14 protein-coding genes and 1 pseudogene are annotated in these 16,023 nt (G+C 44.4%); 4 read left to right on the top strand and 11 right to left on the bottom strand.

Going from position 1 to position 16,023, the window contains the following annotated elements; all coding sequences use genetic code 11:
* Position 1: 1 nt before the first annotated feature.
* The 7 genes and pseudogenes from ACXAD1_RS02845 to ACXAD1_RS02815 form a co-directional block, all read right to left on the bottom strand.
* Positions 2–1,528, bottom strand: a complete 1,527-nt coding sequence (locus tag ACXAD1_RS02845; RefSeq protein ID WP_474909417.1) for a spore germination protein — start codon at positions 1,526–1,528, stop codon at positions 2–4.
* Positions 1,529–1,699: 171 nt separating this feature from the next.
* Positions 1,700–2,399, bottom strand: a pseudogene (locus tag ACXAD1_RS02840) (ABC transporter ATP-binding protein).
* Positions 2,400–2,413: 14 nt separating this feature from the next.
* Entirely contained in the window at positions 2,414–3,874 is a 1,461-nt protein-coding gene (locus tag ACXAD1_RS02835) for an ABC transporter permease (protein ID WP_474909416.1), read from the bottom strand.
* Between the two features lie 13 nt (positions 3,875–3,887).
* Positions 3,888–4,766 (bottom strand): peptidylprolyl isomerase, encoded by an 879-nt coding sequence (locus ACXAD1_RS02830; RefSeq protein WP_474909415.1) that lies wholly within the window; start codon positions 4,764–4,766, stop codon positions 3,888–3,890.
* A 14-nt stretch (positions 4,767–4,780) separates the two neighbouring features.
* Positions 4,781–5,980 carry a S1C family serine protease gene (locus tag ACXAD1_RS02825; protein ID WP_474909414.1) on the bottom strand — a complete coding sequence of 400 codons (1,200 nt, stop codon included), beginning with the start codon at positions 5,978–5,980 and terminating at the stop codon, positions 4,781–4,783.
* Positions 5,981–6,252: 272 nt separating this feature from the next.
* Positions 6,253–7,806 carry a vanadium-dependent haloperoxidase gene (locus ACXAD1_RS02820; protein WP_474909413.1) on the bottom strand — a complete coding sequence of 518 codons (1,554 nt, stop codon included), beginning with the start codon at positions 7,804–7,806 and terminating at the stop codon, positions 6,253–6,255.
* 468 nt (positions 7,807–8,274) lie between these two features.
* Positions 8,275–8,598 (bottom strand): MmcQ/YjbR family DNA-binding protein, encoded by a 324-nt coding sequence (locus tag ACXAD1_RS02815; protein ID WP_474909412.1) that lies wholly within the window; start codon positions 8,596–8,598, stop codon positions 8,275–8,277.
* A 184-nt stretch (positions 8,599–8,782) separates the two neighbouring features.
* Here ACXAD1_RS02815 and ACXAD1_RS02810 point away from each other — a divergent pair, with 184 nt between their 5' ends.
* A complete protein-coding gene (locus ACXAD1_RS02810; RefSeq protein ID WP_474909411.1) occupies positions 8,783–10,156 on the top strand; it encodes a PepSY-associated TM helix domain-containing protein in 1,374 nt (457 codons plus the stop codon).
* Between the two features lie 25 nt (positions 10,157–10,181).
* A complete protein-coding gene (locus tag ACXAD1_RS02805) occupies positions 10,182–10,643 on the top strand; it encodes a FixH family protein (protein WP_370224309.1) in 462 nt (153 codons plus the stop codon).
* A 90-nt stretch (positions 10,644–10,733) separates the two neighbouring features.
* Here the strand turns inward: ACXAD1_RS02805 and ACXAD1_RS02800 are convergent, their stop codons facing one another.
* Both ACXAD1_RS02800 and ACXAD1_RS02795 read right to left on the bottom strand, forming a co-directional pair.
* A complete protein-coding gene (locus tag ACXAD1_RS02800) occupies positions 10,734–11,855 on the bottom strand; it encodes an NADH-dependent flavin oxidoreductase (RefSeq protein WP_474909410.1) in 1,122 nt (373 codons plus the stop codon).
* A 188-nt stretch (positions 11,856–12,043) separates the two neighbouring features.
* Positions 12,044–12,493, bottom strand: a complete 450-nt coding sequence (locus tag ACXAD1_RS02795; RefSeq protein ID WP_474909409.1) for a GreA/GreB family elongation factor — start codon at positions 12,491–12,493, stop codon at positions 12,044–12,046.
* A gap of 339 nt (positions 12,494–12,832) precedes the next feature.
* Here ACXAD1_RS02795 and ACXAD1_RS02790 point away from each other — a divergent pair, with 339 nt between their 5' ends.
* Positions 12,833–12,982 carry a hypothetical protein gene (locus ACXAD1_RS02790; protein ID WP_206841187.1) on the top strand — a complete coding sequence of 50 codons (150 nt, stop codon included), beginning with the start codon at positions 12,833–12,835 and terminating at the stop codon, positions 12,980–12,982.
* A 106-nt stretch (positions 12,983–13,088) separates the two neighbouring features.
* Here the strand turns inward: ACXAD1_RS02790 and ACXAD1_RS02785 are convergent, their stop codons facing one another.
* Positions 13,089–13,532, bottom strand: a complete 444-nt coding sequence (locus ACXAD1_RS02785) for an SRPBCC family protein (RefSeq protein WP_474909408.1) — start codon at positions 13,530–13,532, stop codon at positions 13,089–13,091.
* Positions 13,533–13,616: 84 nt separating this feature from the next.
* On the bottom strand, positions 13,617–14,804 hold the full coding sequence (gene norA, locus ACXAD1_RS02780; protein ID WP_474909407.1) for a multidrug efflux MFS transporter NorA: 1,188 nt from the start codon (positions 14,802–14,804) through the stop codon (positions 13,617–13,619).
* A gap of 99 nt (positions 14,805–14,903) precedes the next feature.
* Between norA and ACXAD1_RS02775 the strand changes: the two genes are divergently transcribed.
* Positions 14,904–15,731, top strand: coding sequence for a MerR family transcriptional regulator (locus ACXAD1_RS02775; RefSeq protein WP_474909406.1), 828 nt, complete (start codon positions 14,904–14,906; stop codon positions 15,729–15,731).
* Positions 15,732–16,023 lie beyond the last annotated feature (292 nt).

Here is a 16,023-nt window from a genome sequence, read left to right as displayed (position 1 = left end):
ATCATTCTCCTGATTTTTTCTGTAAGTCATCCGGCTTTAAGTACCCTGGCCTAAATATCTCCTTTTGTATCAGCCTCCTAAAAACCGTATCCTTGGATGATGTATAGGCAGGTGTCATCGGTGCTAAGTAAGGAACACCAAAGGATTTAATAGAAACCATATAAAACAGCCCAACTGAAAATGCGGCTGTCATCCCATAAAATCCGAAGGAAGCAGCTGAAAAAATAAAAAAGAATCTAATTAAACGGATGGCAAAGTTCATACTTATATCTCCAATCGCAAATGAACTTAAGCCTCCCAGGGCAACCACAATGACCACAAGAGGGCTGACTATATTTGCCTGGACGGCGGCTTGCCCTAAAATTAAAGCACCTACGATTCCAATGGTTGGACCAATGGGGCTGGGCACCCGCAAGCCGGCTTCCCGAATCAGTTCAAAAGCAATTTCCATAAGCAGGACTTCCACAACAGAAGGAAAAGGCACGATTTCTCTTGTCGCCGAAATGGCCAGCAACAAATCAGCCGGTATCATCTCAACATGGTAATTGGTTATCGAAATGTATATGGAAGAAATAAATAACGTAATAAATACGGCAAGTATACGCAATGCCCTTGTGAAATTCCCGTATATAAAACGTAAATAGCGGTCTTCAGAGGTATGAAAAAAGGACCAGAATGTAGCCGGTAAAATTAAAGAAGCCGGTGAATTATCCATTAATAAAACAATATAGCCGTCTTCTAAAAATGAAGCGGCACGATCCGGCCTTTCTGTATACAAAATCGTCGGAAAAAGGGTTATATGGCTTTCTTCGAGATATTCTTCTAAAATGGAGAGATTCTGTATAGCATCCACATCAAGTGAATTTACTCTTTCTTTAATCGTGTGGAGCAAATTTTCATTTGCCAGACCTTTTATATAGACGATAAAAAGTTCGTTATTCGATCGCTTGGAGATTGTGGTCGTTTCCACTATCAGATTTTCATTCTTTATTTTCTTTCGGATTAATGAAATGTTTGTGCCTGCTTTTTCATTAAAGGCTTCCTTTGGCCCTTTTATCACAACTTCATTTTCAGCTTTATCAATACCTCTGCCCTGAAAATTATTGGAACTGATAATATATGCTTTCTGATCACCCTCTACCAAAAGTGCTGTATTTCCTGTGTTTAACTCCTTTAAGACATCTCCAATTTCTTCCACAGCAGTTAATGATTGTGCAGAAACAATATCCTTAATTTCTTTAGAAGAACCATTATTTAAAAGTAAAGGCTGGAGGACGTGCTCCTCAATAATCTTCGTATCCGAAATGGTGCTTATATAAAAAATGGCGGCTTTCCTGTTTAATCCGCCAATATGAAAGGTACGGACTTTTACATCCATATTATCCGGAATGGAATAGATCGATTTTAACTTTTGGACTGTTTTATCCAAATCAGGATCAATGTTTTTTTCCTTATGTGAATCTTCCTCTGCTGAAGATTGCACTTTAAATGGAAGATGCTTTCTAAAATAAATACTTTGTTTTTTCATTTTCAGCTCTCCGGACTTTTCTCTCATTGTGCCACTATAAAATAGAATTATGCGTTGAGAATGGGAGTTTGACTTTAGAGAGCAAGGTTAGCTATATAACCTTTCCGTCCAGCTGCTTATTGCAGTGCCATTCAAAAAAGGTGCCTCCTCCCTCAGGAAAAGGCACCTTCTTCAATTCGAAACCAGCTCGGATTCATTCAATGTAACCGTAATACCCCCTTTCGAAAGCTTCACAACCACATCCGAATCTCTCGCAATGTCGGGGTCATGCGTAACCACGATCACGCATTTCCCTTCTTCATGGGCCAGCGCCCGCAAAAGCCCGACAATCTCCCTGGCGGTATCTTCATCCAGGTTGCCGGTCGGCTCGTCCGCCACAATCAGCTCGGCGTCACAGCACAAAGCTCTGGCAATGGACACACGTCTGTCGCTGGCCCCCGCTTAATGTAAGCACTTTTTGCCGGGCCTGGATTTCAGAAATCCCAACCCGCTGCAGCATTTCCAAAGCAATTGCCTTTTTGTTTTTCGCAGAAGACCCTGTAATCTCCATCGCCGTCAATACATTCTGCAGGGCTGTCATATAGGGAAGAAGATTATAAGATTGAAAGACAATCGAGACATATTTGTTCCGGAACCGCGTCAGTCCGATCTTTCGGATGTCCTTTCCTTCGTACAGCACTTCCCCCTCTTTCGGAACATCGAGGGCACTGGCCAGTGCCAGGAATGTCGTTTTCCCGGATCCGGACGGCCCGATTATGCTGTAAAAATTCCCTTTTTCAAAACTCACATTAATATTTTTCAAGATATCGTGTTTTTTATTTTCATGTTTATACCAGTAGCTGATATTTTTGAATTCCAGCAATGAACTCATTTTTCCATCTCCTTTTAATCCTGCTTGCTTAGAATGGCTTTTGGCTGAAGGCGCAATACGGTTAACGAAGGCAATAATGCCGACAATGCCGCAATCACGAGGCCAATTAGGGCAAGGAAGCCAAGATCTTCTCCCGTCACCTGTACATTCATTTCATCTACTGTCTCCACTGTTTCCTGAGCCTGCATCATTCCCGGACCGAAGCCGCCCATGCCCCTTCCTCTGAAGGATTCCGGTGTATTGGTCTGTTCCGCTGATGCCAATTCCTGATTCAGGAGCTGGTCGCCAAGCTGGCTCGCCACCACATTGCCGCTCGCTGTGGCAATGCCGAGCGATAACACAGCCACGACTAAAATTTCCGCCATAAACTGGCCTGCGAGTTTCCACCTTTTTTCCCCGATCGCCAGCAGGACGCCCATTTCATACTTCCGCTCACGGATCGACATCATGACGATCAGTCCCAATATGATAGCTCCGGCAATGGATACCAGGTACACAATATTTTTCGAAAATCCGGCTACATTCTCAATAGGGCCGACCATTTGCTGATAAAGCTGGTCATCGGCATCAAGCTTGAACGTTTCGAAATCGATGCTGCTCTCTGCTTTTGCCTGATCGATAAAGCTCTGCATATCGGCAGGATCATCTATGTAGTAGATGGCGCTATCGATTGTATTTTCATAGTCAGATCCCTTTAGTGCTGCGCCAGCAGTGTATGGAACATATAGTTTGTTATAAGGATTCAGTGCTGTGAAATCCATTGCCTGATCAGATCCTGCAGAAGCTGTTTGATAGATTCCGATCACTTCAAGCTCCATTACAGCCGTTTCATCACGAGGGTTCGTGACGGTAATCTTATCACCAACACCAAGCTCATTTTCTTCCGCCAATGTCTGTTCAATCAGCGTGACATTTTTTCCAATATGCTCTACTGTGATCCCGGTTCCTTCAACCAGTTCCGAGGTTCCATCCATAAACTCCGCAACCGAGTCTGTAAACGCAACACCCTGCAGGCTGACATCCCCCTGCATCATTCCGCCCGGCATGCCTCTTCCAGGCTCCTGCCCTTCACTGCTTTCCTCAGATGTGTCAGAAGCAGCCGACTCGCTTTCAATCGGCTCAAAATCGGAGGCTAGCCCCGTAGTGGATGAGTAAAAATTATAGCCTTTAATCTGGTCATAAGAAGCCAGTTCCTCTGCGGCTTCAAGCGGGACAGGCACTGACTGGAACCGTACCCTCTCCCCTCCGCTCTGCTGCTGGGACATCGCCTGCTCTCTCAGTTTTTCCATATCTGCCTGCAGGGTGACATCTGCCCCCAGCTTTTGGCGGGCGAGATCACCCGACTTTTCGGCAGCTGTCTGGATCGATAATCCAGCCAGCACTAATACACAAATCACGGTAAATACGAAGATCTGCAGAATACTTTTCCCTTTTCGGGCCTTCACGCTTAAAAACGCTCGTTTTAAAAAATTCATCTCAAGATTCCCCTCAGCCCTCTAAATAATTCTTAATCTCATATTCTTCAAACTTTTCTTCCAGCCAGGCGGTGTATTCAGTCTGCATCTCTGTTTCGAATAATGAATTTTTAACCTCTTCTTTCACATCTTCATAGACTGCTTCTTTTGCTTCCTGCTTTTCTGCGACTTTGATTACGTGATAGCCATATTCGGTTTTAACAGGATCGCTGATTTTTCCCGGCTCCAGCGAGAAAGCTACCTCTTCAAATTCTTCGACCATGTCTCCCCTTCCGAAAAACCCGAGGTCTCCGCCAGCATCTTTGTTGCTTTCATCGGTCGAGTATTCAGCCGCCAGCTCTGCAAAATCGCCGCCATCATTCAGTTTTCCAATGACTTCCTTTGCCGTGTCCTCTTCCTCTACTAAAATATGGCTCGCTGATACCTGTTCCTCCTGGGCAAAGCTTTCTTTGTTTTCGTCAAAATAGGTTTTCATATCTTCTTCTGAAATCTCAATCCTTGGTTCCAGAAGCTTTTTCGTTGCCAGGTAGGATTCGATATCCTCCTCAAAATCAGCCATCGAGAGACCGCTTGATTCGAGTGTCTGCTTTAAAGCATCCTCCCCGCCGTATGACTCTGCATATACAGCCTTTTCCTCATCAATTTCTTCCTGTGTCACTTTCACATTTTCTTTCTTCGCTTCCTGATCAATCACTTTCTCGGTGATAAGCGAATCCAGAAGCTCCTTCCCGTACTGGTCAACGAGACGCTCATGCAGCTCATCCCTGCTGATTTTTTCCCCGTTTACAGTCGCAGCCGCATCATCCTCTTTTATTGTAAAAAAGATGGCTGCCGCTGCTCCGATTGTTAATACACTGCCTAAAATCCAATAGAAAACTTTCTTATTCTTCATCCCGTTCCCCTCTCCTAATTCACTTTCTGATTGCTTGTCAGCGTGACTTCAGCTGTTTTCAATTCTCCCCCCCGGTAAAATTCAATTTTCACCTTATCGCCAATTGAAAAACCGCTGTATAAATGCTTGCGCAAATCTCCTGAATTCGTGATTTGCTTTCCGCCAATACTGACGAGAATGTCCTCTGCCTGCAATCCTGCTTTAGCTGCAGCGGAATCCGGATCTATGTTTGCTACAATCGCTCCGCTAGTCACCCCATCAGGAAGATTGCGCAAATATTGAGACGGCACTTCGTCAAAGCTTGCCAATCCAACGCCAAGATACGGGCGGATCACTTGACCATTTTCAATCAGCTGATCAATCAGTGTTTTCACTTCATTGCTTGGGATTGCAAACCCAAGCCCTTCCACTCCGTTATCCGCGATTTTCAGGCTGTTGATCCCGACCAGCTGCCCGGCTGTATTCATCAATGCGCCGCCGCTGTTGCCGGGGTTGATCGCTGCATCCGTCTGAATGACATTTAAGTTCCATTCCCCTGCAGAAGTGCTCACTTCAATCGAGCGGTCGACCGCACTCACGATGCCCTGTGTCACCGTTCTCGATAAATCCAGGCCAAGCGGATTGCCGATCGCCAGCACCTGATCGCCGGCTCTCAGCTTGGAAGAATCCCCAAACGTCATGGCTGCAGCGTCTACATCCCCTTTGATTTTCAGCACCGCAATGTCTGTCAGAGCATCGGTTCCAATCAATTCTGCTGTTGCCTTCTCCCCATCATGCAGCGTCACCTGAATTTCGCTTGCATTTTCAATCACATGGTTGTTGGTCACAATGTAGGCCGCATCATCTGTCTTTTTAAAAATTACCCCCGAACCCGTACCGCTTTCAGCAGCTTCACTCGACTGGCTGAACGGATTATTGTTTTGCTGCTGCATATTCACAACGCCGACAATCGCCTTCGAAGCCTGTTCAATTGTATCCGCCAGGGAATTGGATGTGGCAGTTACTGGCGTCACATCAAGATTGGATGAGCTTTCAGCTTGTCCAGTTTCTTCCGGAATCGTTGCCTGCGGTGTGTCTTCCTGGAAATACGGAACGGCTGTCAGCGTAAGCGCCGAGCCCAGCACACCTGCTGCCACGGTTGACAGGAATCCTTTCCATACCGGCTTTTTCACTGCCCGGTTCTCCGTTCTGCTTTCTTCGTTAAACTCTGTCATAATTGAACACTTCCTTCTTAATCTATTTTGAATTGAATTAGTTTTCGTTTGCCTTACAAGTCATACTTTAAATGCCCAATGTGTCAGGAAAATGTCAAAGGCTTTTTTTTTCGAAAAAAACTTGTTCCACTCTTGATAAAAAGGGATTGGCCCAGCAAAACACTTGTTCCTGAGAAGCCATCAAATAAAAGACGCAGACCAAAACTATTATCGAGATCCCCCCCCAAAAAAAACACACATGGCGCAGAGGTTTGCACATGTGTGTATAAAGCTTATTTAATCGTTACTTTTTTCCCGTCAAATTTGGTTAGCGTAAAGCCGTTAAAATGCTCATTAAAGGATGAGCTGTAATCCCGCAGGAGCCCAATAGCCACTGCTTCACCAAGCTTTAGCCCTTCTATGCCATCAGAACGCCAATGAACACCTGCTGTGTCTCTGCCAAGGGAAATATTCACACCAAGCTTATTAAGCTCCCCTCCTGCTGTCAGAGGGGTGCCCGGATAAGGAAGCAGGGAGAGTCCATCGAAACTTGCTTCCACCGGATCCGGAATCACAAATGATTCGTTGAAAAATGCTTTAAGGATCGTAACCCCAGCACCTGCTATGCATGCATGGCCGGCAGGGTAGGCTGGATGCGTTGGACAGCCTTCCGGATAAGCCATAGGCAGAAGATAAGATCCATATCTGCTGTAAACCTGAGTAAGCACGCTGGATTCAAGGAGTTCTGAGTGGATCGGGTATTTAGCCGACCCATTCATATGGTTATGAACACGCCCGCCAAATTCTTCGGGACGGAGCCTGCGGTGGACGAGGAACTTTTGAAACCAGGCCGCTTCGAGTGCCATTCTCCCTGCTTTTGTGACCATGTCCAATATATGAGCAGCCCCGAAGGTAATGAATCCTCCCTGGGTAGCCGACTTAAGATAAGGGTTGTGCGCATCGAGAGCAGAGGGCCCATAACTAAGTAAAATTAAACAGGCCGAAAGCGGACATTGAAATGAAAAATCATAATGTACATACTCACCTAAATCACGCCCATTGCGGATATAGCGGGGCACCGGATCTTTTATAGGTTCTTTAGATGAAGAGCCATTTTGTATGTCCAGCCATTCTTCATAAGAAGTCATATGATCAGACCCAGCCAAAGTGGTGCGGTATTTCTGGGGAATGTCTGCAGCACCAAATGGAATGCCCTTCCAAAGAAACTGTGAAATATAGGGACCTGTAAGATTACCTGGAAACTGACTGCGGAACAATGTTTCAGGAGTGACCTTTCCGTTAACTTTCGGTCCTCGAAAATCAGAAAATCCTGATAGTTCACCAGCAGCCTCAGCAATCAGGGGATCACTATCATAGGCCATGAAAGGAATATCCCTTGTAAGTGCCTGCCAGTATAACTCTGCCATTTCTCCCGCTTCCCAGGCGCTGCTGAATGCTGGAGGCTTGGACAGTTTCAATTGATGGCAATCCGGTCCAATTAAATCATATACATAGGAAGCCTGTGGATTGGAAAGCTTCACCTTCCCTCCCATTGGGATCTTTTCGAAATCTTCCGGATTTCCTGACTTTAAAGCTTCCAGATACTGTTCATACGCATCGGATACAACTTCTCCAAGAGAATTGTGGGGAAGCCCTTTAGAGTAGCTGCCTATTTTCCCGGGAAGCTGTTCGTCCCCATTGCATGGATGTTCTTTCGGCGGCAGGAGCAGGTGGGAAGCAGCAGACATAAGGCGGATGCAAAAGGCTGCCTTCATGCGCTTCCACCCAGTTTTAGGAGCTATTAAGCAGCCTTTTTCCTTATCATAGTAAATTTTCTTTTCTTCCATAAAATCTCCCCTGTATCTTTTATTTGGTTTCTTCATGATGATCATTTCATTATATTCACAGGGCAGCTGCAAGCTTGGGTAACAAACTAGAATTCCCCTATTCATTTTGGAAAATGAAAAAGAGGATTAATGGAATTCTCTCAGAAACCCTGATTCCACAAAAAAATGCGCAGAGAAACTTTCTCTGCGCATGTCATGAATCCTTTTCAATCCCAAATCGTATTATAATATAACTAACTAAAAAGCGAGGTGTGGAGAATGTTTGTTAAGCTTTTTCATAAATCAAACCGCACAGGTAAAATCACCATTCTCACAAGTACCATCCTTTTATTAATAGGCGGATTGACTGCCCTTTTCCTTTAACTGAACCCGGATGATTTGTCTGGGTTTCATGCTTCTAGGATGAACTTCCTCCTATTTTCAAGCTTTTCAGGATAGATTTAGGCGCTGTCCTCAAATAAGCTTCTTTTATCTGCCTTCTGCCTCATTCCACTCTAGTTCAAGATCGCCGAGGATCGAGGTCCAGCCATGCTGTCCGATATAGGGGGTCTTGAAAAAACGGCTGCCTCCCTGCAATAAAAACTCCTGCGTTTCTTTTGATGTTTTCATGGCAATGGACGGAATGCCCTCTTCGTTTTCTCCCAAAATAACAAAAGGCTTATCTTTCACCCGAAATGAAGTATGTCCAAATTTATCAACCTGTTCGGCGGTTTCAGGAAAACCAATGGCAATCTCCCTTATCTTTGCCAGAACCTCTAAGCTTTTTTGCGATTTCAATTGTTTATGGATCATCTAAAAACTCCCTTGTCTGTTCTTTAATGACACTATTCAACAATTTATTAAGAAATCCTTGTATAAAAAGGAAAGTTTCTGGCAGTTATGATTTTGCCAAAAATTTTTTTCAAAACTTCATTCATTTCTCACATTCCCCTTTTAAGATATGAAAAGAAGATGGACGAAGAGGAGCTTTGATGACATGGAAACGGTTAAAGAAATGACGGATATACAAAAACAGCCGCAGACTAACGCATCACTGTACAGAACGGTTTGGAGATGGCATTTTTATGCGGGCATTATTTTTGCGCCATTTCTTTTTATTCTGGCTGTAACTGGAGCAATCTATTTATTTAAGCCGCAAATCGAGGGTGTCCTTTATCAGGATTACTACGAAGTCACCCCTCAGGGTGAAAAAATTTCTGCTTCACAGCAGATTGAAGAAGTGAAGAAGCTTTATCCGGATGCAGCAGTGACGGTGTACCGTCCTGGGGAAAGCTCCGATCGTTCCAGTGAAGTCGGCATTGTGAATAACGATGAATCGATTACTGTTTTTATCAATCCTTATACAGGTGAGTCCCTCGGGGAATTAAACAGCGAAGACCGGATTATGGATAAAATTGAAGAGTTTCACGGGGAACTGATGGCTGGCACTATGGGAGACCGGGTCGTCGAACTGGCTGCATGCTGGGCGGTTGTGCTGATCGTAACAGGGCTTTATTTATGGTTTCCGAAGAAAACGACAGGCGTGGCTGGTGTGCTTTTTCCGCGTTTGAATAAAGGGAAAAAGACTTTTAGAAGAGATTTGCATGCTGTACCTGCCTTTTGGGTCACAGCAGGGATGCTCTTTTTAATCATGACAGGACTCCCGTGGTCCGGATTCTGGGGCACGAACTTTCAGTCGATGGCAACTAATACCGGGCAAGGTTATCCTCCTGCGATCTGGGTTGGAAGCGGACCCCAGTCAACCATCCAAACGAAAGACATTGCTGATGTTCCATGGGCAGCCGAAAATCTGGACGTGCCTGCTTCGGACATTCAGGGATTCATTCGCCTCCCGATTGATGATGTAGTATCTATTGCGGAACGTGAAGGAGTGCATCCAAGTTATTCAATCTATATTCCGCAGGAAAAATCGGGTGTATACACTCTTTCCGCCTTCCCGCCAAAAGCGCAGGATGAGATTACGATGCATATCGATCAATACACAGGTGCGGTTTTGACGGATTACCGCTATGACAATTATGGCTGGATCGGAAAAATGGTCGCTTGGGGAATTACACTTCATACCGGAACACAATTTGGCCTGATCAATCAATTAATCAGTCTTTTCATTTGTTTAGGCATCATCCTTGTGGCCGTAAGCGGCTATTATCTGTGGCTCAAACGCAAGCCGAAAATAGAAATAGGTGCGCCAAAACAAGCTGGGTTCAAAAATACAAAGGGATTCTTCCTGCTGTTAATTGCCATGGGAATCCTATTCCCATTAGTCGGCTTATCGATCATCGTTGTTTTGATGATTGACTTAAGCTTGATTCGAAGAATACCTGCGTTGAAGAGGTTTCTGAATGCGTAAGTTTAGGTTAAGGGAGTCTAATACCGTGAAAAAATATATCTTTATGGTCCTGCTGCTGTCATTGCTGAGTGCATGCTCACTGGATGAGAACGCAGCAGAGCTTTACAAACAGGAAACACCGCTGAAGCTGGAAATACAAACACCTGACAATTTCACAGCTGGAGAACAGGAGACGATTAGAGCCACACTCACACAGGACGGCAAGCCTGCTGTTCATGCCGACTTTGTTCATTTTGAGATATGGAAACAGGACGGCACTGTCCGATATGGGATGGAGGAAGCAGCCGATGAGGGCGGTGGCGTCTACAGCATCAGCAAGGATTTTGACAAGGATGGCCTTTACTTTGTAAAAGTGCACGCCCAGCAAGACGATAGCCTGATCATGCCGCAAAAGCAGTTTATTGTGGGAGAGCTGTCGAAAAGCGACGTGGAATTCCTGCAAGAAGGAACAGGCAGGCAGGAAGCGGGGCAGGGTCATCATCATTAAGGAAAGATGGAGAAATATGAAAACAAAAGGACAGAAATGACAGTAAAGACTGTCACTTCTGCCCTTTAATATAATTTCTAAATGTATCAATTAATCTACAACCGAAAACCACCCTGGAGTGTTTACGATTGCCTGCCAGAGCGGATCCGGGATGACCAGCTTTTCCTGATCCTTCCTGGATAAAGTGGTGGCAATTTGAGACTCTTTGCCTTCCTGCACCTTCTGCACCCAATCGGGCTCCATAATCAATTCCCGGCCTAGAGCAACCATGGCCACTCCCGTTTCCAGTGCTTTTACGGCTTCATCAGGGGTATGGATCGACCCTACTCCGATAAGCGGCAGGCGATTATCTATTTTTTCTAAGAGATGCTGAATTCTCGGCTTAGCTTCATCAGCCCCGCGTCTTGGCTTGGACCAGAACTCCATCAGGGAGACATGAAGGTAGTCCAGCCCTTTATCTGACAGCACATCGACCAATTGAAGTGTATCTTCCATTGTGATCCCTGGCTCAGTAGGCTCTTCCGGAGAAAAACGGTACCCGACAAGAAATGGCTCTTTCGCATGTTCTTTTACCGCTTTTTGGACTGCGTCTATCACAGCAAGAGGGAACGTCATGCGCTTTTCAAGGCTGCCTCCAAAACGGTCCTCGCGGCGATTTGAATGCGGAGAAAAGAATTGCTGAATTAAATAGCCATTGGCTCCATGAATTTCGACGCCATCATAGCCTGCCTGGATAGCCCTGCGAGTTGTTTCGCCGAAAGCGGTAATGATGTCCTCCACTTCCTTTTCCGACAGTGCTCTTGGCGTGTTGCTGCTTCCTTCAGATGCAATCGCACTGGCACTGACTGTTTCCCCATTTGGAACGAGCTCTGGAGGGCATTCCCTCCCGCCATGAAAGATCTGGAGAATGGCTTTGGCCCCCTGCTCTTTAATGCTGGCTGCCAGCCTCGAAAGACTAGGAATCATCCCATCGTGATCGCCGCCGAATTCACCATGGAATCCCTTTCCGTTGGCAGACACATTTGTACAAGCCGTAATCACCATTCCGGCCCCTTTAGATCGGCGTACGTAATACTCGATCTCGGCATCTGATAACGTTCCATCCGGATGGGATGCAAAATTGGTCATTGGAGCCAGGACCACTCTGTTTTTTAATTCCACATGATTTTTTAACTGAAGAGATTCTAATAGCGGTTTATAGCTTGGATTCATGTAAATCACTCCTTTTTTCGTTCAAACCTAGTTTGTTTAATGTTTACGCAAAATAAACTGACAGCGAAAACGATACTGTAATATTATAAGTTACAGTTTAGGAAGTCAATTATTTGAACCTCAAGCTCCTTCCGCCTGGCGGGACAGGGGGACAGGTCCTCTGTCCCTCTGCTCCAAGTAAAAATATGTTAACCTGTCTCCTGATCCCAATAAGAAATATTTTCAATTACCACATCCAGCTGACCGCTTGGGATAATCAGTGAGGTTTGCTCACCCAGATTTTTTAACAGTAGCTGCCTGCCGACAGGAGACAAGAATGAAATGCAGCCATTATCAGGGTCCGACTGATCGGGCAGGCATATATAATAATCCTCCCGGTCATCCTCCCCGTCGAATAACACGGTTACCTTTGTTCCAATCAACACTTTTCGCAAAGTCGGTTCTCCAGGAACCTGATTACAAAGCGCAATGTATTGCTCCACTTCACTTACATAAATACTAAGGAAGTCTTTTTTCCGCTCCTTTAACGGAGTGGAAGATACATAAAGGCTATTCAAATCCTGATAGTTTTCATCAATAAACGTCAGCTGTTTAATAAAGTACTCTTTTTCAGTCAGAGCCTCAAGACTATGGTTCATAATAGATACCCCCCCTGCTGGGATCAAACACCTGGCAAAACTTCAATTCTACTGTCATTTCCATGCACCATCCTTCTTTTGAATATATAAAAAGCAGACCTTTCCCGTTTACGAAGAAAGGTCTACTATATATTAACAACATAGCATATATGTACCTGAAAAGCCAGCTAACTTATGGGCTCACCGGCAGGCTTCCGGAGGATTATCCTCTGAATCTAAGAAAGTTCTTTCACCATCAATTGGACGCCCCGCATCATTTCTGGGCCATTAAACCTGTGTCCCCCTTGAATAGTTTCACAATTATTAAGCAATCTAAACTGTGTATGGGAGGTGAAGATATTGTCACGTCAGAACGGCAAATCAGAGAAGCAAGCAGCGAAATCCTCAGTTGATAATCGTCAAGGTGCAGGCTCAGAATATGAAAGAGAACGTGCTGGGAAAGTGGAAGGATACGGTCAGCCATACCCGGAAAATGGTGCTAAAAATTAATTATCTTTAAGAGTGAATTAATCGTTAATTCACTCTTTTTGTTTAGCACGCAAACTTTTCAGGCATTACGCCTGGGTTAACTGACAGTATCATAGTAGAAATCTTATTAATGGATTAATGACGCTCTCAAATCACTAATGCCATGTTCCAAATAGCCCTTGAGGCAAGTCAGCATATAGATCCAGCCTTCTTTTTGTCCCAGCATCTTGCTTACGGCTTCAGGGTCATTTTCACCAAGACCAGATTCGTTCACCTCAATGATTGTACTCAAATGATCCGGTTCATTCAGTGTAATGGCAACAATTGTTTCTTCATTCGTTTCTCCGCCCCATGAAAACACGATTTTCTTACTTTCCTCAATTTCTAAAACATTTAAAATGCCTTCAGCGTTATATTCATCATATTTCACTATAATCGACTTGCCTTGTTCCCATCTTTCAGAACTCGACGAGAACCAGAAGTGACCGATTTTAGCTGGGTCTACGATTGCTTCAAACACCACATTGGCCGGCTTATTTATTTTTATTTTCGAAGTTATTTGAGTATCCACAATAAATCAGCTCTCTTTCAGATCATTAATACTTCTTATTATATCCTGCACACTATATTTTTTTATAATGTGTATTTTAATTAGCTATACTGCCTTCACCACTTTGGATGCCTTCTCTGCAGGCTTCTTCCATAACAGCGTCAATCCAATCCCAAATGCCAGGATGACCGTTGCAAAATAATAAGGATAGTTAATATCGATATCAAACAGCATTCCCCCAATAATAGGGCCGCTTATATTCGCGAGGCTTGTAAACATCGAGTTCATGCCGCCAACGAAGCCTTGTTCATTGCCGGCGATATTCGAAAGATAGGAAGTGACAGCCGGGCGAAATAAGTCGAATCCTACAAACACAATGAAGGTTACAAGTAAAATCGAGAAGTAGGAATGAACAACAGTCATTAAAAACACAAGCAGTCCGGATAGTATTAAGCTGTAGCGGATCAGTTTGATTTCGCCCCAAATGCGGGTCAGTCGGTCAAACAGGAGGATTTGGGATACGGCTCCGAAAATGGCCCCTCCCGTGATTACAATGGCGATATCTGATGGTTTAAAAGCAAACTTGTGATCCACAAATAAGCTAAAGAATGATTCAAAAGCAGCCAGCCCAAATGAGGCAATAAAAATCAGAATAAAGGCCAGGAGATATTTTGGCTCCATCAGGCGTCGGAAGCCGCCTCTGCCCTCTACTGCCCCTTCCTGATTTTCCTCTTCAGTGCGCTCAGGCTCAGATAATAAAATCATCGAAAGCACTGCTGCAAGTGCACCCATTGCACCCGCAAAGAAGAATGGCACTCGCGTACCAAATTCCGCTAAAAACCCGCCGATGCCGGGACCGATAATAAATCCGGTACTAATAGCGGCTGACATATACCCGAGTGCCTTTGGACGGGTATCCGTCGTCGTGATATCAGCGATAAAGGCTGTCACGGCCGGCATAATAAAGGCCGCACTAATTCCGCCCAAGATCCGGGAAACGAACAGCAGCTCGATCTCTTTGCCGATCCCGAATAAAAATTCAGAAAGGCCGAAAATAAATAGGCCGGTAACAATCATGACCTTCCTGCCCCATTTATCGGCTGCTCTCCCTGCAAACGGGGAAACAATCAGCTGGGCCAATGCAAAAGCGGCTGTTAAATACCCGATGGTTGTGCCAGTTATGCCCAATTCATTCATCAAGGTAGGCAGGACAGGAATGACCAGTCCAATACCCAGAAAGGCTATGAATAAATTCGTCAATAATAATCCTAAAGTGATTTTTTGTGTTTTCATCTATATCATACTCCTTACAAAACAATCAAACTTGATTTAATTATACGTTTTATCCTAGTGTATATAGTAACTATATAGTCAAGGGCAGTGATGTAAAAAATGAGTAAAAAAGATGGCAAATATTTAACGACTGGTGAATTCGCAAAGCTTTGCAAGGTTAACAAGCAGACAATCTTTTATTACGATCAAATCGGGATTTTGTCCCCGGTAAAGAAAAATGAAAAAGGCTACCGCTATTATTCCATTCACCAATTAGAGTTATTTTTTGTGATTGATTTATTAAAGGATCTTGGCATGTCGCTTAACGATATTCAGCAGTACATGCAAAATAAATCGCCCGAAAGCTTTCTATCCATCATGTACCGGAAAAAAGAGGAAATTGTAAAAAAACGGCAGGAAATCGAAATGAAGGAGAAAATGATCGAGGCCAAAATCGAATTAATGGAAGAAGCTTCTCAGCTTGATTTTAATAGAATTACGCTTCAGCCATTGCCGGAAGCAACCCTATATCTAAGCAGGAACATTCAAAATATATCAGATGAAGAATTTGTGGAGGTCATCTCGGATTTTATTAATGAATTGCAGCTTTCACAGCTTGATTCAGGATATCCGATCGGATCTATAACAAAGCGGGAGCAGGTGCTGAAAGGGGAATTCTCCAATTACAGCTATTTGTATATCGAGCAGCCCAATCCAAAGGAGGGACATCCATATTTTCGGGCCGTAAAAGGTGATTTCCTCATCGGCTATCATGTTGGGAGCGAAAAAACTATCACCGATACCTATAAGCGCCTTTTCTCAGAGATGGAACGGCTGCATTTAACCTTAGGGGAGCATGTTTTTGAAGAGTACATTTATGATACCGTAGTACAGAATGATAAGGAGCATTATGTCACTAAAATTATGATGCAGGTTCACCGGGGATAGGATTCCCGCGGTTAGGAAAATTCACAATAATATGATACACTTGATTTACCATTTGATTTACCGTGTACATGTGCCCTGCTCATTCGTGAGCAGGGTTCCTTATTAGAAAAGCGTAAGCGCCTTGTCCACCCCCGACAAGCACAAGACGAGCCTCCCGGAAAGGCGTCCTTTGCCTTTTTGGGAGGCTTGGCTTGTGACCTCGAGGGGGTAGGCGCTGGAGCTAGACAGTAATCGACGCTCAAAATTTTTACTTCCTAATTTTTCACACAAAAAAACAGGCCCATAAAGAGCC

The organism is Cytobacillus sp. ABV4_503, assembly GCF_056158445.1.
Note: the sequence above shows the minus strand (reverse complement) of the source record. Positions and strands in the feature narration are given on the sequence as shown.